Raw genomic sequence first — 21,847 nt, 5'->3', positions numbered from 1 at the left:
CTATCTTGTCGATAGCCGCCAAGGTAGCGCCCCGCAACCTAAAGCTGCCGTTAGCCTTTCGCACTTTCACGCGTCTTACTGTGGCAGAATGCTATTGTGTCGCGTACTCTCGATGCGCACCGTGTAACCTCTCGATGAACCTGCCCAACTCCATCACGATGAGCCGTATCGCATGCGTGCCTCTGCTCATCTGGATCCTCTCGCCCGCCTTCCCCTTCACCGGCGGACACGGAGCCGTGGGCCTGCGTGGCGGCGAACAGGAGATCATCGCCAGCATCGTCTTCATCCTTGCCGCCATCACCGACGGCCTCGACGGCTACCTCGCCCGCCGCCGCAAACAGATCACCACCATGGGCATGCTGCTCGACCCTCTCGCCGACAAGCTCCTGGTCACGGCAGCGTACATCGTCCTGGTCGCCTACAACCCGCGCATCGTCCCACCCTGGATCGCAGTCCTGGTCATCGGCCGCGAGTTCCTAGTCTCAGGTCTCCGCTCCATCGCCGCCACCGAAGGCTTCACCATCGAAGCCAGCGAGATCGGAAAGCTCAAGACCGTCATTCAGATCGTCTCGGTCGTTGCGGCCATTCTCGCGCATCGCTGGGACTACTGGAACTGGGGAGGGTACATCGTCGGCGTTCACTTCGTCGCCGTCACCGCCATCTATTGGATGACCATCGTGTCGATCATCTCAGCGGTCGACTATTTCATCGGCTTCTGGAAGAAGATCGACCACGCCTCCGACAAACGCCGCAAGCGTCGCAGCTTCGTCCTCAGCCGAAAGCCCAAGCCGGTGCCCCCGGCAGAGCATCCGTCCCGCATCACCTAGCGTCCCGCATCCCCTCCTCTACTGAACCCTGCCGCGTCTACCTGGGAAGCCAAAGCCAAAATTCTCCAGTAGTGGATCAGTTTGGGTTGCCAACACTATCTGCCGGTCACACCATTTTCTATAACTAAGGCGCAGTTCGGATTGTCAGTTGACCGGATTGTCTCCGAGTAGCCGCCTAACCGGAACCTACCGCACAGATGGCAATCCGATCAAGGTCTCGAGAGGCTCACTTCTTCAGCTCTGGATGTTCCGAGACACTCAAAGTATTCCCGTCGGGGTCTTTGAACCAGGCGACCTTCGCGCCGGTCGGTGAAGTCCAGATGCCTAGCTCATCCTGGTTCATACCCCCATAGTGCTCGAAGCGAACTCCGGCTTGTGCCAAATTCCTAACGGTTGCCGTGATCTCTGGGACTTGCCAACCCAACACCGTGCCATGGGCTGGCGGGAGTTCTTTAGCCATGCCGAGACGCAGCATGATGCCGTTGGCCTCAAAGACTAACGCGAACGGTGGCTCTTCCATGACAAGGCGAAGCCCAAGAGTGTCCTTATAGAAATCCCTCGCGCGGGGTACGTCGACGATGGAGACAAATCCGATGATGTTGTAGTTGCCGAGTCCAGACTGTTGTGACATGCGGCTATGATGAGCTTCTTTGCAGGTTGTCGCAAGAGTGTTCTTGCGACATAATATATCTCTATTGCGACAAGCTAAAGTTTTGACAGAATATGATCCGAAGCGCGGTGTTTCTGTTGCGACGCTCGCCTATGAATACCCTTCCAGGTTTCAGGTGCCAGAACACGCACATGGGTCGGATCAACTGATCTACGCAATCAGCGGCCTTATGGAAGTATCTTCCGACCAGAGCATGTGGTTGATCCCGCCGCATTTTGCACTGTGGATTGCAGCGCGAACCCTCCATCGGATCCAGATGCCAGGACCTGTCTCGATGCGCACGCTTTACCTGCGGACTGGGTTGGTCGCAGGATTGGAGCCACGTTGCGCGGTGCTCCATGTGACTCCATTGCTGCGAGAACTCATTGTCGAAACCGTAAGCATTGGTCAGCTTCGTATGCGGAATCGCTACGAGTGTGGCCTTCGCGACACGCTAATTCATCAGCTTCAAAAGGCCTCCCCCATGCCCACCTTTGTGACACTGCCACGAGAGGAGAGAGCACTTGCAGTAGCTCAGGCAATATTGCGGAATCCAGCCGAATCGAAGCCAATGGCAGTTCTATGTTCCGAGGCAGGTGTCAGCGTCAGGACGATCGAGAGAGCGTTTCGTAAAGACATTGGCACCAGCTTTGAATCGTGGCGACGACAGGTCCGACTAACGAAAGCAGTGGAGTTATTAGTTTCAGGACGATCGATCAAGGAAGTAGCCTACAGGGTCGGTTATTGCCAGTCTAGTGCCTTTGTCGAAATGTTCCGCCGGACGTTTGGAACAACTCCGAAGGCATGGATCTCAGCCTTGGAAGTCCTTGGCCAGCGATCCACGGCACCACACGCAAGCCTTTACCTCGCGGCTCGGCGCTCGGGGAAGCTTTGATTGGAGTCCGATATGTCCGATCAGCGATTGCCCTGGATATCGGGCAAACCGGAAGTAAGCCCGTAGCGCCCGCGAAATCGGGTTATAGGCAATTTTCACATCAACGGGTCAAACGGACCCACTGCCCGATTCTGTCAAGCCCAAAACTCACTTAACCTATCTCATTTCAAAGAGATACTCCTGTCATAAACGCCCGCCTCAATTGCTATAATGGTAAGTAGAGAAAGAGTAAAGGCCCCGACTATCCATCGGGGCCTTTACTCTTTAGTAAACAGCTTTTAGCTAAACCCTTTGAAGAGCGTAGTTTACACCGAAAGTACCAAGCTAAGCCGTCTTTTTTGAATACTTTAGCACTTTATCGAGGGGAGAGGGGGTACCAGAGACACAGACCGACAGCCGCGCGCAGCTACTGCGGAATGACTCCTCCGGTCCCGTCGCGTGCACGCTGGTGCCGTAATTTTGACCGCCTCGATCATTGCCTGCATCTAAAATCAATGCAATGGCACTCGTGTTGGAGCTTCGAAACAAAGCGCGCGCCACTGTGGACGGGTTCTTCTGCTCGTCTTCCCCAGACATCAGGCCGGTAGGAGATATAGATAGTGGTGGTTGGTACATAAACGTCAGCGAGCCACTTAGGGTCATTTACTGTGCAGGCGTCGGTCTCGACATGAGCTTCGAAGTGGCGTTGGCAAAGATGGCGGCTGAGCCTGTCCTGGTCTTTGATCCTTCTCCAACCGGCATAGCCACTGTGGAGAAGTCTGACATCACGAACATCAAGTTCTTCCCCGTTGGGCTCGCAGTTCACAGCGGGTCCATTGAATTTTCCCTGCCAAAAGACGCTGCGGAAGGATCGTATTCCGTAGTGCAGGATGGCGTCGAAACCATCCAGTTTGACTGCTATGACCTTGGCACGATCATGAGCACAAACGGCGACTCTTACATCGATCTGCTGAAGATGGATATCGAAGGTTTTGAGTTCGATATCGTCAATCAGCTCCTCGATCAATGCATCCCGGTTCGGCAGTTATGCGTCGAATTTCACTCGTGGCTCAGGCCTGGCCAGACGTTGAAGACGATCGCAAGGCTCCATCGTGCGGGCTATCGGCTCATCCATAAAAAGCGAGGTGATTACACCTTTCTCCTCGATGAATCACGTTATGCCGAACTGCAGCGCAGCCACTCTCAGCAACCAGCATAGCTGCGCCTTCTCAATATCGAGTGCGCGCATGACAAAAATCTATTGCAGGATCGGAATCCCGGCGATTCTGCGCGACCACTCCTCCGGCCCCGTCGTATGCACGCTGGTGCCTTTGGTATCGACCGCCACGGTCACCGGCATATCCTGGATCTCGAACTCGTAGATCGCCTCCATCCCAAGGTCCGCGAACGCCAGGACCTTCGAGCTCTTGATCGCCTTCGAGACCAGATACGCGGCGCCGCCAATCGCGATCAGATAGACCGCCTCGAACTCGCGAATGGCATCGATCCCGGCAGGTCCGCGCTCCGCCTTGCCGATCATTCCCAGCAGGCCGGTCTCAGCCAGCATCTGTCGCGTGAACTTGTCCATGCGCGTTGCGGTCGTCGGTCCCGCAGGCCCCACGGCCTCGTCGCGCACCGCTTCCACCGGCCCAACGTAGTAGATAAACCGGTTTTTGAAGTCGACTGGAAGCTTCTCGCCTCGCGTCAGCATGTCGGTCATTCGCTTGTGAGCCGCGTCGCGCCCGGTCAGCAATTTGCCCGAGAGCAGAATCACTTCGCCCGGCTTCCACGTCTTAACGTCCTCGTGCGTCACCGTATTCAGGTCAACCCGCCGCGCCGTGTGTACGTCGTACTCCAGCTTCGGCCACGCATCCAGCTTAGGCGGATCCACCATCACCGGCCCGCTGCCATCCAGATGGAAGTGCAGATGCCGGGTCGCTGCGCAGTTCGGAATCATCGCGACTGGCAAATTGGCCGCATGCGTCGGAAAGTCCATAATCTTCACGTCAAGCACAGTCGTCAGCCCGCCCAGCCCCTGCGCTCCGATGCCCAGCCGGTTGATCTTGTGATACAACTCGATCCGCAGCTCTTCAATCTTCGTCTTCGCCCCACGCGCGATTAGCTCCTGCATGTCGATCGGGTCCATCAGCGACTCCTTCGCCATCACCATCGCCTTCTCCGCGGTCCCACCGATCCCGATTCCCAGCATCCCCGGAGGACACCATCCCGCGCCCATCGTCGGCACCGTCGCCAAGACCCAGTCCACCACCGAGTCCGACGGATTCAACATCGCAAACTTGCTCTTCGCCTCCGAGCCTCCGCCCTTCGACGCCACCGTAACGTCCACCTCGCCGCCTTCCACCAACTCGACCACCACCATCGACGGCGTGTTGTCACCTGTGTTTCTCCGCGTAAACGCCGGGTCTTCGAGGATGCTCGGCCGCAGCACGTTATCGGCGTTCCGCCACGCCTCGCGCACGCCTTCATCGACCATCTCCTGCATCGTCATCATGCCGCCGATGCCGGGCTCCCACCGAACCTCCATCCCGACCTTCACGAACGCCGTCACAATTCCCGTGTCCTGGCAGATCGGCCGATGTCCCTCCGCGCACATCCGCGAGTTGATAAGAATCTGCGCCATCGCATCCTTCGCGGCGTGGCTCTGCTCCATCTCGTAGGCCCGTGCCAGGTTCGTAATGTAGTCCACCGGATGGTAGAAGCTGATGTACTGCAGCGCGTCCGCCACACTCCGGATAAAGTCGTCCTGCCTGATCGTCGCCATTACGAACTGCCCTCCTACGGATCATTCCACTAACGCATTTTACTTGCGCTGCGGCACCTCTGGCCGAATGAGGGCTTGCTCCACCCGCACCCGGAATCAGCGCCAAAAAACAAAACGGGTGCAGCGAAGTCTCTCGCCGCACCCGTTCAGAATTGGCCAACGCTTACTTGATCTTTCCAAACCGATACACCAGACCGACATTGACCCCGAAGTTGTTCTGGATCGTGCTCTGCGGTCCGTGGGTCAGATCCAACGGATCCAGCCGGAAGAACGTACCCACGTAAGTTGGCGAAACCCTGAACGCGATGTTCGGATAGAAGTTGTAGTCGAAGTTGGCGCCAAGAGCAAAGGCCGGCTTGGTCGCATCCTGCCACACCCCGATATCCTTCGATTGGAAGCCCTTGGCTCCCCCGTCGAACTTGCCCAGCACAGCTCCGCCCTCGCCAGTCACCGTCACCGCAACCTTCTCCTTCGCATATACCCGGTACGCCACGCCGCCCAGGAACGGATACTCGGAGATCTGCGGATTGAAGGGGAGGGTGACGGGCGAGCCAAGGTTGTTTCCGATCTTCGCATTCCCATACGCCCCGCGAACTTCGCCGATGATTCCCAGCTTCGGATTCAGGAAGTACGTTCCCGACGCCCAGAACGTCACTTCATTGTTCTTTTGCAGCGAAGATCCGGCTTTGAACCGCATGTACCCGCCACCACCCGCAACTTCATACCGGTGGCCGTAGGTCTCTGCCGTCGTCCTCGCAATGCGGGCCTTGCGGTTTGCGCTCGACTCTCGCCGCGTCCTGTGCGTCACTTGCGCCTGTACTGCAACTGCTCCGCTGGCCATCAGCCCCACCAGCAACAATCCTGCTACCTTCTTTACACTCGAACGAAAACCGAACATCAACGATTACTCCTGCACAAGCTTGGCTTTGCTATTGTGGAACTCGAGGCCCGCTGGCTGGAACCCCAACTGCGGCCATCCCTTATTAGAACATCCGCCGCCCCTCAAAGCGGCCTTCACCCCAAAGGAGTTTGCTCAAGATGGCGAAAAAAAGCAGCGGCAGTGGCGGTTTTGGCAAAGTCTTTCTCGGTTTTCTAATCGGCATTGTCGCCGCAGCCCTGGGACTCTTCGTTTATCTCAAGTTCGGACCGCTGCCAGTCGCGGTGGCTGACGCGCCCCTGCCGTTCGAAAAACAGATCGTCAGGGTTCCTCTCGATGCCCGCATCGAGCGCGAGTCCAAAGCCGCTCCCTTCGGCACCAGCGAGGATGTCTTCGAGTCCGGAGCGCACATCTACCGTGCTCAGTGCGCAAGCTGCCACGGCACTCCCGGCCGCGATGTGCCCTTTGCCAAAGCAATGTTTCCCTCGGCTCCACAGCTCTGGAAAAAACACTCAAATAGCGATGTAGTCGGCGTCAGCGACGATGAACCAGGCGAGACCTACTGGAAGGTCGCCAACGGCATCCGCCTCTCTGGCATGCCCTCCTACAAGCATGTCCTCTCCGATACCCAGATGTGGCAGGTCAGCCTGCTTCTGAAGAACGCCGACAAGGAGCTACCCGGTCCCGTCACCCAGATTCTCGACTCCCCAACACCGTAAGCCTTCGGTGCTCGAAGAGCAAAAGGGAACGGCCTCGACGCAACATTCACGTCGAGGCCGTTCTCTTTGAAGCGCTGGCTACTTCAGCGAGTAGGTAACGCCCGTCACGAATTGGAAGCTGTTGTCTTTATAACCAAACGCCGGATTGCTAAGGTAGTTATCCTGCAAATTCAGATTGAGGCTAAGTCGTCTATAGGTAGGTAACTGCAATCCAGCTTCGAAGATCGCGGAGTAGATGCTCGGATCGTTCCACGCCGGAATAAACGTTCCGCTCTCCGTAAAGAGTATCTTCCGTGGCAGGGTGCGGTGGTACAGCTCGGTGAAGCTTGATCCGATCAGGTCCGTGCTCGCGGTGGGCGGCACGAAGTTTTGTCTCTCATAGTGCACATCCGCCTTTACATCGAACTCCTGAACCGGTGTCTGAATCACGGTGTAACCAAGACCAGCTCCGTAGATCTGTTGCAGGTTCAGGCCTTGAGCAAAGTTGTGGTCGTACGACAATCCAACCAGAGCATAAAGCCGTGGAGTAAGATACTTATCGTGTTCTGCATCTGCATGGAAGATGTTCGTCTTCGCCACCGAATCCGGCGTCGGAGGAGTCGTCTGCGGAATCACAGGCTGCGTCAACTTGCCATAGGTCTCCAGCACGTTGATCGAATCACGCGTTCTCGCTGGCAGAAACATCACCGAAGGAACCAGCCGTATCAGATTGACCGCCGCGCTGAATGTCTGTCCTGTCTGCGTGGATTCGACCAGCGTCACGCCGCCCGATAGCCCCCCGGTCCAGTCCTGGAAGATGCCCGGATTCCCCGTCACCTCTTTGGTATAGGTCGCGCCGTCGATCAAAACAGAGAGATCCTTCACAGGCACCGTGTCAATCACGCTCGAGGAAGAGGTATCCGCCAGCGTCACGGCATTGTCCCGATAGGTGATCGTCCCTGGCGTCTTCGAAGTACGCGTCACTTTTTCGCCGTTCTTGAGCGCGACGAACTTACCCCCGGTGTGCAACTCTTTGATCTTGTCCGCAGTGACTGTAATCTCGCCGACGATATCGCTCTTGAAGACAAAAGAATCGCCCGTCGCCCGCTCCAGAGTTCCAGTCAACTGATCGCCATTGGTAAACACGATGATGTCGGGTGCCGGTTTTGCCGGGGCGCTCTGGGCGCATACTGTTGCTGTCTGCTGAAAGGCGACGCCTGTGATCAGACTCAAGGCGAACAGGCTGTACCACTTACCGCGCCTGCTGCCGGGATTCGTTTGGTAGTGTGAGCTCATCCGTTAAAAATAGCGTAGCCTGGACAGAAGTCGGCGCGGTTTCGAGGTAAATATGCGACCCGTTGTTCGTGTCATTGGAAAAGTATTGCGTCTGGTCGGTATCTCCAGCCCGGAAGACTCTGCTCCCAGGCCGATGGCTGCTTCAGATCCTCCCTCCTGGCGGACCCGTGCGCCTACGCCTATCAAATCGAAAGAGACTTCAACCGGAGAGTAGAGAAGAGTAGATCTGAAGCAGAGATCCGTCTCTGATGAGTAGATCCGTATCTTTGGTCTCAGCCAGGGGGCGACCTTCCGAGGGCAGTGTCGCCGGTCCGACCTCTTGCCGAGCCTCCAGATCGCGAAAGTGCGTGCCCAGAAAATAGTGCATCTTTTCGGCGAAGAAAGTATTGCCAACCGTACTTCAATAGGCATACTATCCGTTTCGGTTCGGCGGAGTTTGCGGCAAATAGGCCTGCTTCTCAGGACCAAAAACCTAATGAAATGAAGACTTCCTTCAAAATTTACGTATCGGTTTGAGTTACATAACAACTTCCTGATGGGGCAGTTAGACCCCTCAGCGCGCTCGGAAGGATAAAAAGCTATGGCATGGTACGCGTATTGCGTCGCAGAGAGACAAGCATTTCCGGAGCTTTGTCGCCACCGCCGCCCGATGCCCCTGACGAATGTCTCGGGACTCTTCGGTAACCAGACGTTTCTCTTTCCTGCCAGTGATCTTGCGGTCATCGTCTCCGAGCACAGCCCCGAAGACACTGCCCGGCTCGACCAGCAGGCCGCCAAAGACCACGCACGTGTCGTCGCAGACTGCTTTAAGCTCTCCACCGTTCTGCCCTTTCGCTTTGGCACCACCTTCCAGGATGACGACGCCCTGCGCCGCTCCGTCCGCTCCAATCAGCGACACTTCCAGGCTAACGTTGAGCGCCTCCGCGGCAAGGCCGAGATGCATCTCAAGGTCCTGGTTGACGACATCTGCCCCGGTAACTCAGCTCGCGACATGACAGTCGGCCAGCAATACCTGACCAGCCTGCGCGAGAGTGCCAGCCGTCAACGCGAGCGTCAATCGAAGGCCCGCGCCCTCTCCATCCAGATGCATCGCATGTTCCTGCCGCTGGCCGAAGAGATCACCTGCAAGCGCATGGACACCGGCAAGATGCTTCTCGACATCGCCCACCTGATCGACAACAAGACCGTGGAGCGTTACCAGAACAAGTACACCTCAGCCACGCTCGAACTCAAAGACTGCCGCATGCAACTCTCCGGCCCCTGGCCTCCGTATCACTTCGTACATAAGACCACCCCACAACATCAGCACAGCGCATAGCGCCAGACGACACCAACGGCCCTCCTCAGCGGGGGCCGTCGTTCGTCCGGAGGGTCCGCGCTGTTCCGTCTCTGCAACTTGCCTGTTTTCTGCGTTTTGTATTTGTGTATTCTTACGGAGTGTGTCCGGTAACGCGCCCCTCCGGACACCCTTTACCCCGGCCTGCGCATCGCATGATAATCCGCCAGATGCAGGAAAAGTTCTGTGCCTGTGCCATTAGCTAGTGTTCGGCAAGGAGATTGTGAATGAATCGCGCCAAGAACGTCTTTACTGCCCTCATGCTTTCTGCTGGAATCTCTGGATACTTCGCAGCCGGATCTTTGAAGCTCCGCGCGCAGGAACCAAACCCGACCTCCCAGGCAAATCCCCCTCAGGACACGAATGAGATCAAGAAACAGGACAACGGGATCTATCTCTACCGGGTGAAGGTCGTCCAGCGCGACCTCGACGCTGTCAACTACCTCCATCGCAGCGGTTCGACCAATATAGGCTTCAAGGGTACGGCTCTTCTTCCGTTGGCCAAAGGGGAGGCCAAGGTAACAAGCGAGCGTGGTGGAATTCACATCTCAGCCCGGTTCCAAGGACTCACTCCGGCTAACGGCTTCGGCCCCGAGTACCTGACCTATGTCCTCTGGGCGATCACCCCCGACGGCCGTCCCAACAACCTTGGCGAGGTCCTTCCTGCCAACAACAAGAACAACATCGAGGTGACCACCGCCCTGCAGTCCTTCGGCATGATCGTCACCGCAGAGCCCTATTTCTCGGTAACGCAGCCAAGCGACGTCGTCGTGCTTCAAAACGTGATTCTCAATGACAAAACAACCGGCGTGCTCGAAAAAGTGAATGCCCACTACTCGCTTCTGGCACGCGGCGCGTACGCTCAGACGGAGGGCTCCAAGTCGAACCTGAACCCGATTACTCGGGATGAGAGGTCGCCGCTTGAGCTGTATCAGGCCAATAACGCTATTCGAATCGCCCAAAACACCGGGGCGGACAAATACGCTCCCGACATCATGGCGGAGGCGATGCAGGACCTTCGCAACGCCACCGACATCGATCAGAACAAAAAGGGCGATCGCAAGATGGAGATCACCTTCGCGCGTCAGGCCGTACAGCGTGCTGAAGACGCTCGCCTCGTCACTCTGCGCAAGCAGGCAGCCGAGCGCCAGTTGAACGCTGACAACGCCAAGCGCGACGCCGAGGCTCAGGCCCAACAGTCGCAGCTTCAGGCTCAACAGTCCCAGCTCGAGGCCGAACGTGCCCGTGCCGCCCAGGCTGAGGCGGATGCCGACCGCGCCCGTGCCGAAGCAGCCGCTGCCGAAGCACAGGCGCGTGCGGCCGCTGCCAACAAGAGCGCAACCGACGCCAACGCAGTTCGCGAGAGGCTTCGCGCTCAATTGAACAGCGTCCTTGCCACCAGTGAATCGGCCCGCGGTCTCATCGTCAACATGTCCGACGTGCTCTTTGACACCGGCCGCTACACCCTCAAGACCAACACTCAGATCAGTCTGGCCAAGGTGGCTGGAATTCTGCAGGCCTACCCAGGATTGAAGCTTCAGGTCGAGGGTTACACCGACAGCGTCGGAGGCGACCAATACAACCAGAAACTCTCGGAGAACCGAGCCGACGCCGTTCGCGACTTCCTGGAAACCCAGGGCGTCCAGCCAGACAACATCACCGCCACCGGTTACGGCAAAGCCAAGCCTGTAGCCGACAACGCCACCGCGCAGGGCCGAGCCCAGAACCGCCGCGTCAATCTAGTCGTCTCAGGCGACGCAATCGGTGTTCAACAGAGCAGCCCTGACGCCGATCCCGCTCCCTCCGCAACACCGCAGTAATTTCGTTTCTTCAAAAAACAAAAGGGCCGCCCAGAGCGGCCCTTCTCATTCCCACATGAACGATTGAACTTCTTCCCAGCGAGGTCTTTTACGCGCCAGTGGTCAAGCGCCGGTCAAGCCGCAAAGTCGGCGACCGATCAGACATCAGCGATGTTGACGCTGACGCCGTGGAGCACAATTGCCACAGCCAGCAGTCGAAGCCTAAAGGTGAATCGACCACCCAAGCTCCGAGAGCTTTTCTTCGATATCGGCCAACGCAATCGTAAGCGCGGATCGTCGATGCGGGCTTGAGGTCCGCTCCGACAGAATACGTTCTCGCTGCAACTCTAACGCCTGCCGTCTTCGTTTGCGTTCCGCCACCTCGGCATTATCGTTTGCGGTGACAGGTTTCGGAGCGGCAGCCTGATTTTGCTGTTCTTCCACGGATTTACTCTCCCATCCTCGCGACATACTGCCCATTCTACGCTGCGATATATCAATATATAAATAGTTTGCCACTTCCTCTTCCTTCTGCATCCCAATTTGACCAGTACCTGACGTCGTCCAGAGGCCCCAAATGTACGCATTCCCGGTCCGGCAATTCGGCATCGATTACCTCCGGCAGATCGACCTGCCCACTCCCCAAACAACCCCCGGCACGGTCCTGATCAAGGTTCACGCCGTCTCTCTTAACTACCGCGATCTCATGATGGTCAAGGGTCTCTACAACCCGAAGATGGCCCTCCCGCGCATCCCCTGTTCCGACGGAGCGGGAGAGGTGGTCGCCACGGGCGAAGGTGTCACGCGCGTCAAAGCCGGCGACCGTGTCTGCGGCATCTTCATGCAGCGCTGGCTCGACGGGCCGCTCACCGCCGACAAATCAAAGGTCGCTCTCGGCGGAGACGTAGACGGCATGCTCACCGAGTACGCTCTCCTCGACCAGGAAGGAGTCGTCCGCTTCCCCGAGCACTTGACCTACGAAGAGGCCGCCACTCTGCCCTGCGCCGGTGTCACTGCGTGGAACGCCCTGCATCATGCCGGAGACCCAGCCAATCCAACCCATCCAGAAGAGACCGTAGTCATCCAGGGCACAGGCGGCGTCTCCATCTTCGCGCTGCAATTCGCAAAGCTCCTCGGAGCCCGGGTCCTCGGCACCTCCTCGAGCGAGGAAAAATTATCCCGCGCCCGCAACCTCGGCCTCGACGAAGGATGCAACTACAAGTTGCGCCCCGACTGGTCCAAATGGGTCACCGAAACGACCGCGAACATAGGCGCGGATCGCATCCTCGAAGTAGGCGGTGGCGGCACCTTCGGTCAATCCCTGCGAGCAGCCCGCGTCGGCGGCACTATCGCGCAGATAGGAGTACTCTCCGGTGCCGCCACCTCGGATCCCGTCGCCCTCACCCCCATTCTTCACAAGCAACTTCGCGTGCAGGGCATCTATGTAGGCTCCCGTGCCATGTTCGAGCAGATGAACGATGCCATCTCCAAGGCCAGCCTTCATCCCGTCATCGACAAGGTCTTCGACTTCTCCCACGCCGCCGAGGCCTTCGCTCACATGGAGTCCGCGTCGCACTTCGGGAAAATCGTCATTCGCATCACATCGCAGAAGTAAACGCCGGTTAATAACTTCAGAGCGTCACTTGTTGGCATTGCAAACAGTCAACAACTCCGCGTTCAGAGTGCTCCGTTACGTTGCATATAATCGCAGAAGCGCAGGAGGGCTATGTCAAAGTGATAGTCGAGATCGAAAGCCTCCAGAAGATCTACGAAGGCAAGCAACGAGTCGTCGCCGTCGATGGCATCGATCTCAGCGTCCGCGAGGGCGAGCTCTTCGGCCTTCTCGGTCCCAACGGCGCAGGCAAGACCACCACCATCAGTATCTGCACCACCCGCGCCCTGCCCACCTCCGGGCGTGTCCGCATCGCAGGTATCGATGTCGTCAAAACCCCTGCGGTGGCGCGTCGTTTCATCGGCGTGGTGCCCCAGTACAACACCCTCGACCGAGCCTGCACCATCTACGAGAACATCAACTTCCACTGTCTTTACTTCGGCTTCTCCGGCCCCGAGGCGACAGGACGGACGAATCAGCTTCTCGCTCAGTTCCACCTCACCGAGCGTGCCGGCGCCTATCCCGCGCAACTCTCCGGAGGCCTTGCCCAGCGTGTCCAGATCGCCCGAGCCATCGCACACCGCCCCAAGGTTCTCTTCCTCGATGAGCCCAGCGCCGGCCTCGACCCCCAAAGCCGCATCGCCATGTGGGAGGCCGTCCGCAACCTCCGCGAAGAGGGAATTACTGTCGTCCTCACCACCCACTATATGGAGGAGGCCGACGAACTCTGCGATCGCGTCGCCATCATCGACCACGGCAAGATCCTCGTGCAGGACACCCCCGCTGCACTCAAAGGCTCTGTCGGCGCGCAGAAGGTCTACGAGCTCTACCTCCGTAGTCAGGACAACATCCCAACCCTGGTGCAGCAGCTCCAGCAACTCACCGGAGTGGCCAGCGCAGAGCCCACTCCCAAGGGCGTACGCGTTCTAGCGCACGGAGCCGAAGGTCTGCTCTCCGACGTCGTCCGCGAATCGAACCCGTACGGCCTCCGCGATCTCACCATTACCGAAACCAGCCTCGAGACCGTCTTCATCCGCCTCACCGGCCGCGACCTTCGCGAGTAGCGGCGAGCGCGAAGGGGAAACCTCAACAGGAGCACCGTACCAAGATCGAGATATCTATGACCCAACTGGCAGAAGCCGCAAAACCGAGCGTGCCGCAGAATCGCGAATCCACCAGCGGCGCTCAAACCCCGAAGCTTACTCAGTACACTCGCGCCTTCGTCGGTCTCTTCCGCCGTGATCTCCATGTCCTGCGTCGCGAGCTCTTCCCCTTCATCATCCGCGTCTGCATGAACCCCCTGCTCTTCCTCTTCGTCTTCACCTACGTCATCCCGCATATGAACGCCGGCGCCGCCATGAATCCCACCGCATCCATGGCCGGCAACGCCTTCTCTACGGTCTTACTTCCAGGTCTAATGGCCGTTGCCATCATGTTCTCCGGCATCGCCGCCGTCGCCCTCCCTCTCGCGCAGGAGTTCGGTATCACCCGTGAGATCGATGACCGCGTTATGTGCCCCTTGCCCGTACCCTTCGTCGCCATCGAAAAGATCTGCTTCTCCGCGGTCCAGAGCGTCATCGCCGCTTGTATCGTCTACCCGCTGGCCTACTACGTCCCAGCGACGCACCCCACGACCCATATCAGCAACTGGCCATTCCTGATCTTGGTTGTAGCTCTTGCCAGCCTCACCGCGGGCGCGCTCGGCCTCACCATCGGCACCAGCGTCAAACCGCAGCAGATCGGCTTAATCTTCGGCGTGGTCGTGATTCCAATCACGTTCCTGGGCTGCGTCTACTACCCCTGGGCCGCGCTCACTCACATTCGCTGGCTCCAGGTCGGCGTTCTCATCAACCCCATCGTCTACATGAGCGAAGGCCTACGCGCCGCCCTCACCCCCACTCTGCCCCACATGGACCCCTACCTCATCGTAGGCATGCTTGTAGCCTCTCTCTGCCTCCTCACCTGGCTGGGCATCAAGGGTTTCCTCCGCCGAGTCATCGGCTAATAGAGAGGGGAGTTTTCGGGGCCGATAAACGGTAGAGGCGCAAGGCATCGACCTGTCTCAAACATCCCAACCACTCTAACCTCCGATGGATTCTCGCAAATGGGAGTCTCGCCTCGATAGATCGCATAGGTAACCGGCCCGCTTCGTTGTGCGAGTCTCACTCGGGTAAAGACATACTGATCGAAATCGGGGTTTGCATACGTCGTGTGTGCATCTTGAAACCGCTTTGGATCGATGCGGTTGTAATAGAGCACATAGATATAGTTCAGTCTCAAGAGGTTACAAAGAAAAACCGAGTCCTCTGGGTGGGCTATGTTCTGCAGTCTCGTGAGAACCTCCTTCATCTCCGGATGAAAGTCAGGGGCGCTCTGCGCCGCATATCTCTTTCCGAAGTAACTGGTCAGAAACCAGCCCGACTCGAACGCGAAGAGGCACCAGAGAATAGTCACAATCACCGGCCGCAGGCGCACCCGCCGCAGCTTGTACCAAAGAGCCATCGCCCCGGCGCCAGCAAGAGCGAGCAACGGAGCGTAGATATTTATGGCTTCGTTAATCTGTACCGGCACAATCAAAAAAACCGGAAGAGCGGCCACCAGCCAGAGAACGAGTGGGTTGGGGATTCTTCGCGATCGGATCGCCCGCGACATAGTCAAGAGAATCCCAATCGCTGCCAACGCCAGCACAGTCAACGGAATTGGTGGGGACAGCTTCACCTGGCTCCATGTCGTATGATCCTGCAACGCATGCGTCAGGAATTTAATATTGTTGGAGATTGTGCTTTCTTGCTTCAATAACTGATGCAGCCGATTGACAGGAATCAGCGGAACGGAGACCGGAAGGTACCGCTCGAAGCCGTAGCTTCTTTTTACCAAATAGTTTTTCCATACGAAGAAGCCAAAGGGTGCAGAGACCGTGAGAAACACCGCGACTCCGACGGCCCAAGCATGCCAATCGGCCTTTATCCGGCGAAACTCCGTCATCAGTAACAGGAGCATCAGAGTTGGCACAACCAGCAACGCGATTCCATAGACGTAGAAGGCAATCGCAAACGGAACCAGACAGATGGCGGTCAGAAGGGTCGATCTTCTGCTCAATGCCTCCTGAAAACAGATGATTCCCAGCAGAACAAAGAAGGGCAAGCTGTTACATTCGACAGCCCATCTAGAAAGCACGATATGCCATGGAGATAAAGCCAGAAACAGGGTGCTCAACAACGCAGCACGCTCTCCATAATTTCTTCGGCACACGACGAAGAAAAGAGGCAGCGTCAGCAGTCCACAGGCAAGATCAAAAAAACGCGTGGAGAACCCTGATAGTCCAAAAAAAGCAATGACAGGAACAGTAGCGTAAGCCTGCAGCACGTTCTGGCCTGATCCCCACCCAACGAAATAAACCGGATGACGATAGCCCCATCGATCGGCTCCCGTCTTCAGCAACGAATAGCTCTCGTAGGCCTCTGACATTTCGTCCTGATCAAAACCTGCCGGAATCGCCAGGGGTTTATAGGTTCGAGCCGCGACCCCACTCAGCAATACAGCCAGCAACGCAATCCAGCGCCAGGTATTTCGTTTCAGCAGTCCTTCTCTCGTAGGCAATAAGCAGTCCCCCCGGCGGCTAAATAACGTGGTGCAATCTCATCGGTGGCGTTCGCGTCTATGCATCCACAGCCGTCACCTTGCTGTCCAGCCTGTCCGCACGCCATGCCGATGCAAGCTTTTGGCCCCATCCTATCAGAGGAGTTTCAAACCACCGGAATGATATCCAGCTCAAAAGAATAGCGAGTGATAGGGTAAGCGGAAACGCCACTTTGGAGGGCAGTCCGGTTGCTCCTGTAAAAGCGCTACGAACTGGCTGATGGCAGAGGTACAAACCATAACTGATGACGCCAATAAAGGTGAGCGGCCGCCACGACAAGGCACGGCTCAGTGCGGCAGAGGGATGCAACAAGACATGAGCCACCAGGCTGGCGCAACAAACCCCGAGAAGACTATAACCAAGGGTATTGAAGAGTTGTGTATTCGCCTCGCGATCAAAGGTATGCGGCAACGCCCGCGACATCAGCGTGAACAAAGCCCACGAGACAACAAGGGTAGCTCCTGACCATCGGGTAAGAAGTGCTTTTCCCCTATCCGTCTCGCTCCAGATCGCAAGCAGGCAGCCCATCGCCAGACCATCTAAATGGAATGGGGTCAAGAAATAAATTTGCTCGTAAGCCCGCACATGAGGAGTAGCAAGGAACCGTAACACCGGCTCAATCAGTAGAAGCCCCAGTAACAAAATCTGCAGACTTCTTCGCTGCATATTGCGGACTGCTATGGGAAACACAAGGTAAAAGTGCTCCTCCACCGCCAGCGACCACAACATGATCAAATTCGGAATGACCCAGCTTGAAGCGCTGGCAAAATTGCCCATGAACCCCAGGTATGCCAGAACGGAAAGCATGCGGGGCTTGAATGCCACCGCAACATACGCAATTAAAAGCAGGACTGGCGGAAGGATTCGTGTCGCGCGTTTGATGTAGAACCGTTTCCAGTAATGAGGCAGAAGTCGGTCTCTGCGAAGAATCTGAGTGATCAGATAGCCTGATAGCACAAAGAAAAGATCGACACCGACCCACCCGCCTCGCAAAATCTCGTGATGATGCAGTATCACAGCCAGCACTGCGACTGCCCGAAGACCATCAAGACTGTGAATCCGCATGAAGGTTTATTTTATTCCCAAAAATAAGTATTGCGTTTCGGGGCTACACTCGTTTCAGACGGACAACTCAGGAAGAGATCTGCTCGAACTAGGGTATCTTCTGGATATAAACAGCCCGATCATATGGATATAGCCAGGCTCGATAGGAAACCGGCGCAAACTCTGAAGGCGAATAGCAGGACGACTGGTCAAAGGAAAGTACGTAGCGGGCGTTGACTGCGGGGACGAACTCTGCCAGAGCAAAATAACACTTGGAAGGAAGATTAGTGGGTAGGGCGAAAGGATGGAAGGCCCCGACCGGAATGTGGATTCGATCGTTGTTTATATAGCCTGTACTTTCAAGTTGGGTCCATCCGTCATACTCAAACCCGCCCTGAATCTCTGTTCTCATAACGCCTTTGGCACGCATCTCGTTAGCTGCTGTCAATCGCGCCCGACCCAAGGCAAAAAGATCATGCAGACCGGCCACTCCAAATACAGCGAATAGCATGATTAGAAGAATGCTCAAGGCAGGTAAACGATCGCCAACCTGCTGTTCATAGACACGCAGGAGTACTACCATGAATATAAAGATGAGGGGAAGCATGTATCGATCGTAGATATCGATTCGGGTTGCCATCAGAAAAAAATAGGCCACTGTAAATGGGGCGAAGATCGTGAACAGCGCCCGCCACGGGAGAACAGATGCCTTCTCTGAAGGGAGATTCTCCCTAAAGGAAGAGTTCCATACCTGAAGAAGAAAAGTGATGATAGCGGCAAAAGTCAGGACGGATAAGATCAGCCGAAGACTGAATGGAAGAATGTCTGGTTGATGGCCGACCATTCCAGAACCATCGCTCAACCCTTTTTCGGTCACTATATTGTGAGAGAAAGGAGCGAGCCAGTTTGTAGGACCGTGATGCAATACAAAAAACATGGTTATGCACACAAGGAAGGTACAGAGGGCGACATACTGATTGCGCATTCGCTTAGAGCTCACACGGGGCTTCCAGACAAACCCAATCAGGACTGGTAGCACAAACAAGCATGTTGCCAGACAGTTTCTTATCAACCTGTCTATAGTCGCTAACAACTCAATCCACGTGTGTGGGTTGGACAGCAGCTTCTCTGTCACGGAATACGGTTGGTGGTTGAACCAATGGATGCACCCCACAATCGCAACGGCGCTCACCAGCCAAGCGACTGCACCAGCTAAAAGAACGCCTGCTCGCCGGCGCAGGTACCACGTTGTACAGGGTACGACGACCAACGCACCGAGCCACACGATCTGACGTACGGTCCCACCAAGCACGTTGGACAACGCCGCGAAGACAAGCCAGCCTGCAGTGGCCCTGTCAGTTTTGGCCTGCATGGCACGCACGCAACCATAAAAGCACACGATGAGGCAGAAGAGGCAAGGCACGTCGGACATGAAGCTATAGGCCAGCGGGAGGAAGAGTGGCGAGAGGGCAATCGTCAAAGTTGCGATCGTAGCATTCCATTGGCTAATCCCGAATCGCAGGAAGAGTCGCTGGATCAACGCGACCGTCCCCATGGAAACAATCAGAACAGAGATTCGAGCAGCAGTGAAAGAGAAGCCGAATAGCTTGATGAAGAGGGCGCCAAGGTACAACTGCCATCCCAGCATCATGGCTCCCCAACCGTTGTACACAACATGGCCTGTTTCGGCCAGCACCCTTGCACTCCACACATAAGACCAGTCGTCACACGTTGCCATCTCCAGCACCGGATGCGAGATTGCAACGGCTGCGGCCAAAGCAAACGCACAAATCAATGCAGGATAGAAAACACCACGCCGGTTCTCAATAGACAACTTCAACCCTCGTTCTTTCGAGTTCGCTCGACTGAAGACGAACAACCAACCGAAGTACGGTTGCGTCGTAAGCCAGGTTAGACAATCGTACGTCAGGCCGACGGAAACTCGAGCTTGGAAAGATCTTCCGCCATCTGACGCCCGAGACGGACGCTTTCGGAGATCCCTCTGTCTTCGGGATAGTAAAAGCAAGTGTCGGCAACTTGTAGTCCGCGTATAGGAGTCTGTATAGGTGGAATCTTCGCTGCGAATCCAGGTTCGCAGACAGGCTGTGCGTGACGAAGACGAGCTACATGTTGAGCGATAACGTCGTCGCGCGTCAACTCCGGATTTAATCGTTGCAGATATCCGAACGATTCGCTCAGAAGTTCTTCATCGGTCCAGGTGAATTTGATATTGTCGTTCGGCATGTAGTAAGGCACATACACCACCGTCTCGCCGCCTACAGGTCTTAGCCTCGAAAACTCAATGATTCCCGGGATAGCCATATCAGGTTCGCTGATATTGACCCAGAAGTGCGGACTTATCGATCGCTTGAGTTTAAAGACGAGGCAGCAGATGCCCATATTCTTGATCGATTCGTAACGTGCCTTCCAATCTTCGGGCAGGTCTGGGATCATCGCCGTAACCAGCGGCGTCGGCACCGTACAAATAACCGCATCCGCTTGCACGAAACCCTCGGACGTGATCACACCAGTTGCCCGTCCACCTTCCACGACTACCTTCTTCGCGCCACAACGCGTGCGAATCCTCCCACCACTCTTCTCAATCGACGAGCACAGAGCATTCACCAACGTCAGACTTCCGCCTTCAATGTAGCCGAGTTCTTCCTCCAGGAACGACTTGCGGGAGCGGCCGATCCGCTTGATCCGCGTCCATATCCACGCCGCTGAAACATTATCCGCATATTGATAAAACTTCAGCGCGAACAGCGGCTTCCAGAGACGGTCAAACACCTCCGTCCCACACCATCGTGTAATCCAGGTATGCGCTGCCTCAGTCTCAATCGCATCCCAGCGTTCTCTGCGTACAGACAAAAACGCAAACAGGCCATATCTGAGCCGGGAGAGGAGACTGATCTCTGGAAATTTTAGTAGCGCAAGCGGAGTCCCCCAATCGTGCATCCTGTTGCCGGTAAAGATGCCCATGGAGGTAGTCCTCCATCTCAGCTGATCGCGGATACCAAGTTCTTCCAGTAGCTCCATCGTTGGCACATCGCTCTTACAAATGAAGTGGTAAAAGCGCTCAATCGAAAGCCCTCCCATGTCAAAGTGTGCGGCCATGCCTCCGGGTTCCGGCGCCACCTCCAGCACTTCGACTGTATGTCCGGCCTTAGTGGCGTGGAACGCTGCGGAAAGACCCATTGCCCCTGATCCGATGATTACAACGTGAGCGATAAGGCACCTTCTCCTTAAGTTTGCGCAAAGCGCGAAGTCGAACGCTTACTTGAAGATCTGCTAGTGTGGGTTCCAGACTACCATCCGTCGGTAGTCAAACAAAAGGATTGGCTGCGGGGACTGTTGCTCCGGCCGATTTTCGCAAGCTAAGTCGCAACTCCTTTTCGCCGCAGATCTTCCGCGATCAACTTCCCATGGAAGCGCCCATTTTCGATGAAGATCTCGCTCGTCCGCTCGCCCGCAACAATGACCCCAGCCGCATAGATCCCCGGCACATTGCTCTCGAGCGTAGCCGGATTGCATACCGGGCAACGATCATTCGACTTATCCAGCTTCACCCCCAACCGCTCGATGAACTCGAAGTCCGGATGGTATCCCGTCAGCGCAAACACAAACTGGTTTGCAATCGTCACCTTTCCCCTCCGAGTCGCGAGCGTCACATCGTCCTCAGTAATATTTGTGACAACGCTGTCGAAGTAGGCTTCGATCTCATGATTCTTGATCCGGTTATTGATGTCGGGAAGAATCCAGTACTTCACGCTCTTCTGAATCTCTTTGCCGCGATGCACCAGCGTCACCTTCGCCCCATGCCGCCAAAGATCGAGCGCAGCAATCGCAGCGGAGTTCTTGCCCCCGATCACAAGCACCTCGAGTCCGTAGTAGGGATGCGGCTCATGATAGTAGTGCTTCACCTTGCTAAGATCTTCCCCTGGAATTCCAAGATAGTTCGGCAGATCGTAGTACCCGGTGGCAATCACCAGCTTCCGCGCAGGATGTTGTACCGCCCGCCCAAAGCGATCCATCGTATGAACTGTAAAGTTTCCGTCCCCGCCATCCACCCGCTCGACATTCTCATACTGTCGAACGTCCAGCCTGTAGAACTCCGCCACCTTGCGATAGTACTCAAGCGCCTCGCTGCGATTAGGCTTCTGATTAGGGCTGGAGAAGGGCATGTCCCCGATCTCCAGAAGCTCCGGCGTCGTAAAAAACGTCATATGCGCCGGGTAATGAAACAGCGAGTTGCAAAGGCAGCCTTTATCGACCAGCATCGTCGTAAAGCCAGCCCGTTGTGCCTCAATCGCGCAGGCCATGCCGGTCGGACCCGCGCCAATCACCAGTAAATCTACAATCTCTGAATCCGCACCCTCACTCATCCCCTCATTCTACTGAAGGTGCAAGCGT

General features: G+C 56.4%; 19 protein-coding genes. 9 read left to right on the top strand and 10 right to left on the bottom strand.

Annotation, left to right across the window (positions count from 1 at the left end; translation table 11 throughout):
• The first annotated feature begins 134 nt into the window (after nucleotides 1-134).
• Nucleotides 135-827: a CDP-diacylglycerol--glycerol-3-phosphate 3-phosphatidyltransferase gene (gene pgsA / locus HDF10_RS17520; protein WP_183815672.1), complete on the top strand. Its 693-nt coding sequence runs from the start codon at nucleotides 135-137 to the stop codon at nucleotides 825-827.
• A gap of 226 nt (nucleotides 828-1,053) precedes the next feature.
• Here pgsA and HDF10_RS17515 read toward each other — a convergent pair whose 3' ends face one another.
• Nucleotides 1,054-1,458, bottom strand: a complete 405-nt coding sequence (locus tag HDF10_RS17515; RefSeq protein ID WP_183815670.1) for a VOC family protein — start codon at nucleotides 1,456-1,458, stop codon at nucleotides 1,054-1,056.
• A gap of 37 nt (nucleotides 1,459-1,495) precedes the next feature.
• Between HDF10_RS17515 and HDF10_RS21470 the strand changes: the two genes are divergently transcribed.
• Together HDF10_RS21470 and HDF10_RS17505 are read left to right on the top strand one after the other, a co-directional pair.
• Nucleotides 1,496-2,371, top strand: a complete 876-nt coding sequence (locus HDF10_RS21470) for an AraC family transcriptional regulator (RefSeq protein ID WP_406706671.1) — start codon at nucleotides 1,496-1,498, stop codon at nucleotides 2,369-2,371.
• 499 nt (nucleotides 2,372-2,870) lie between these two features.
• Nucleotides 2,871-3,569 (top strand): FkbM family methyltransferase, encoded by a 699-nt coding sequence (locus HDF10_RS17505; protein ID WP_183815666.1) that lies wholly within the window; start codon nucleotides 2,871-2,873, stop codon nucleotides 3,567-3,569.
• A 39-nt stretch (nucleotides 3,570-3,608) separates the two neighbouring features.
• On the opposite strand, the gene HDF10_RS17500 is transcribed toward HDF10_RS17505, so the two are convergent.
• Together HDF10_RS17500 and HDF10_RS17495 are read right to left on the bottom strand one after the other, a co-directional pair.
• A complete protein-coding gene (locus tag HDF10_RS17500; RefSeq protein WP_183815664.1) occupies nucleotides 3,609-5,132 on the bottom strand; it encodes a fumarate hydratase in 1,524 nt (507 codons plus the stop codon).
• A 163-nt stretch (nucleotides 5,133-5,295) separates the two neighbouring features.
• On the bottom strand, nucleotides 5,296-6,030 hold the full coding sequence (locus tag HDF10_RS17495; protein ID WP_183815662.1) for a hypothetical protein: 735 nt from the start codon (nucleotides 6,028-6,030) through the stop codon (nucleotides 5,296-5,298).
• Nucleotides 6,031-6,170: 140 nt separating this feature from the next.
• Between HDF10_RS17495 and HDF10_RS17490 the strand changes: the two genes are divergently transcribed.
• Complete coding sequence (locus tag HDF10_RS17490; RefSeq protein ID WP_183815660.1) at nucleotides 6,171-6,728, top strand: c-type cytochrome; 558 nt, start codon at nucleotides 6,171-6,173, stop codon at nucleotides 6,726-6,728.
• Nucleotides 6,729-6,806: 78 nt separating this feature from the next.
• Here HDF10_RS17490 and HDF10_RS17485 read toward each other — a convergent pair whose 3' ends face one another.
• Nucleotides 6,807-8,003, bottom strand: coding sequence for a DUF481 domain-containing protein (locus HDF10_RS17485; RefSeq protein ID WP_183815658.1), 1,197 nt, complete (start codon nucleotides 8,001-8,003; stop codon nucleotides 6,807-6,809).
• Between the two features lie 580 nt (nucleotides 8,004-8,583).
• Between HDF10_RS17485 and HDF10_RS17480 the strand changes: the two genes are divergently transcribed.
• Together HDF10_RS17480 and HDF10_RS17475 are read left to right on the top strand one after the other, a co-directional pair.
• Complete coding sequence (locus HDF10_RS17480) at nucleotides 8,584-9,321, top strand: GvpL/GvpF family gas vesicle protein (protein WP_179637013.1); 738 nt, start codon at nucleotides 8,584-8,586, stop codon at nucleotides 9,319-9,321.
• Between the two features lie 245 nt (nucleotides 9,322-9,566).
• Nucleotides 9,567-11,159 carry an OmpA family protein gene (locus tag HDF10_RS17475; RefSeq protein ID WP_183815657.1) on the top strand — a complete coding sequence of 531 codons (1,593 nt, stop codon included), beginning with the start codon at nucleotides 9,567-9,569 and terminating at the stop codon, nucleotides 11,157-11,159.
• 201 nt (nucleotides 11,160-11,360) lie between these two features.
• Here HDF10_RS17475 and HDF10_RS17470 read toward each other — a convergent pair whose 3' ends face one another.
• Nucleotides 11,361-11,582 (bottom strand): hypothetical protein, encoded by a 222-nt coding sequence (locus tag HDF10_RS17470; RefSeq protein ID WP_179585564.1) that lies wholly within the window; start codon nucleotides 11,580-11,582, stop codon nucleotides 11,361-11,363.
• A 133-nt stretch (nucleotides 11,583-11,715) separates the two neighbouring features.
• Here HDF10_RS17470 and HDF10_RS17465 point away from each other — a divergent pair, with 133 nt between their 5' ends.
• From HDF10_RS17465 to HDF10_RS17455, 3 genes are all read left to right on the top strand, one after another.
• Nucleotides 11,716-12,753, top strand: coding sequence for a zinc-dependent alcohol dehydrogenase family protein (locus HDF10_RS17465; RefSeq protein ID WP_183815655.1), 1,038 nt, complete (start codon nucleotides 11,716-11,718; stop codon nucleotides 12,751-12,753).
• 89 nt (nucleotides 12,754-12,842) lie between these two features.
• Entirely contained in the window at nucleotides 12,843-13,814 is a 972-nt protein-coding gene (locus HDF10_RS17460) for an ABC transporter ATP-binding protein (RefSeq protein WP_406706669.1), read from the top strand.
• 56 nt (nucleotides 13,815-13,870) lie between these two features.
• Entirely contained in the window at nucleotides 13,871-14,755 is an 885-nt protein-coding gene (locus HDF10_RS17455) for an ABC transporter permease (RefSeq protein WP_183815653.1), read from the top strand.
• Here the strand turns inward: HDF10_RS17455 and HDF10_RS17450 are convergent.
• The 5 genes from HDF10_RS17450 to HDF10_RS17430 all read right to left on the bottom strand — a co-directional run bounded on the left by HDF10_RS17450 (nucleotide 14,752) and on the right by HDF10_RS17430 (nucleotide 21,819).
• Nucleotides 14,752-16,350, bottom strand: a complete 1,599-nt coding sequence (locus HDF10_RS17450) for an ArnT family glycosyltransferase (protein ID WP_183815651.1) — start codon at nucleotides 16,348-16,350, stop codon at nucleotides 14,752-14,754. The genes HDF10_RS17455 and HDF10_RS17450 overlap by 4 nt on opposite strands.
• Nucleotides 16,351-16,408: 58 nt before the next feature.
• Nucleotides 16,409-17,455 (bottom strand): acyltransferase family protein, encoded by a 1,047-nt coding sequence (locus HDF10_RS17445; protein WP_183815649.1) that lies wholly within the window; start codon nucleotides 17,453-17,455, stop codon nucleotides 16,409-16,411.
• Nucleotides 17,456-17,543: 88 nt separating this feature from the next.
• Nucleotides 17,544-19,268, bottom strand: a complete 1,725-nt coding sequence (locus tag HDF10_RS17440; RefSeq protein WP_183815647.1) for an ArnT family glycosyltransferase — start codon at nucleotides 19,266-19,268, stop codon at nucleotides 17,544-17,546.
• 92 nt (nucleotides 19,269-19,360) lie between these two features.
• On the bottom strand, nucleotides 19,361-20,647 hold the full coding sequence (locus HDF10_RS17435) for an NAD(P)/FAD-dependent oxidoreductase (RefSeq protein WP_311732808.1): 1,287 nt from the start codon (nucleotides 20,645-20,647) through the stop codon (nucleotides 19,361-19,363).
• A 164-nt stretch (nucleotides 20,648-20,811) separates the two neighbouring features.
• The gene (locus HDF10_RS17430; protein ID WP_183815645.1) at nucleotides 20,812-21,819 is read right to left on the bottom strand and encodes a YpdA family putative bacillithiol disulfide reductase; all 1,008 of its coding nucleotides are present in this window, start codon (nucleotides 21,817-21,819) and stop codon (nucleotides 20,812-20,814) included.
• Nucleotides 21,820-21,847: the final 28 nt, after the last annotated feature.

The organism is Tunturiibacter empetritectus, from assembly GCF_014201375.1.
Taxonomy (GTDB): domain Bacteria; phylum Acidobacteriota; class Terriglobia; order Terriglobales; family Acidobacteriaceae; genus Edaphobacter; species Edaphobacter lichenicola_D.
This window is presented reverse-complemented; position numbering and strand designations above follow the sequence as displayed.

Coding starts and splice junctions, on each gene's coding strand:
- pgsA (WP_183815672.1), top strand. CDS start 135: ATGAACCTGCCCAACTCCATCACGATGAGCCGTATCGCATGCGTGCCT.
- HDF10_RS17515 (WP_183815670.1), bottom strand. CDS start 1,458: ATGTCACAACAGTCTGGACTCGGCAACTACAACATCATCGGATTTGTC.
- HDF10_RS17505 (WP_183815666.1), top strand. CDS start 2,871: ATGGCACTCGTGTTGGAGCTTCGAAACAAAGCGCGCGCCACTGTGGAC.
- HDF10_RS17500 (WP_183815664.1), bottom strand. CDS start 5,132: ATGGCGACGATCAGGCAGGACGACTTTATCCGGAGTGTGGCGGACGCG.
- HDF10_RS17495 (WP_183815662.1), bottom strand. CDS start 6,030: ATGTTCGGTTTTCGTTCGAGTGTAAAGAAGGTAGCAGGATTGTTGCTG.
- HDF10_RS17490 (WP_183815660.1), top strand. CDS start 6,171: ATGGCGAAAAAAAGCAGCGGCAGTGGCGGTTTTGGCAAAGTCTTTCTC.
- HDF10_RS17485 (WP_183815658.1), bottom strand. CDS start 8,003: ATGAGCTCACACTACCAAACGAATCCCGGCAGCAGGCGCGGTAAGTGG.
- HDF10_RS17480 (WP_179637013.1), top strand. CDS start 8,584: ATGGCATGGTACGCGTATTGCGTCGCAGAGAGACAAGCATTTCCGGAG.
- HDF10_RS17475 (WP_183815657.1), top strand. CDS start 9,567: ATGAATCGCGCCAAGAACGTCTTTACTGCCCTCATGCTTTCTGCTGGA.
- HDF10_RS17465 (WP_183815655.1), top strand. CDS start 11,716: ATGTACGCATTCCCGGTCCGGCAATTCGGCATCGATTACCTCCGGCAG.
- HDF10_RS17455 (WP_183815653.1), top strand. CDS start 13,871: ATGACCCAACTGGCAGAAGCCGCAAAACCGAGCGTGCCGCAGAATCGC.
- HDF10_RS17445 (WP_183815649.1), bottom strand. CDS start 17,455: ATGCGGATTCACAGTCTTGATGGTCTTCGGGCAGTCGCAGTGCTGGCT.
- HDF10_RS17430 (WP_183815645.1), bottom strand. CDS start 21,819: ATGAGTGAGGGTGCGGATTCAGAGATTGTAGATTTACTGGTGATTGGC.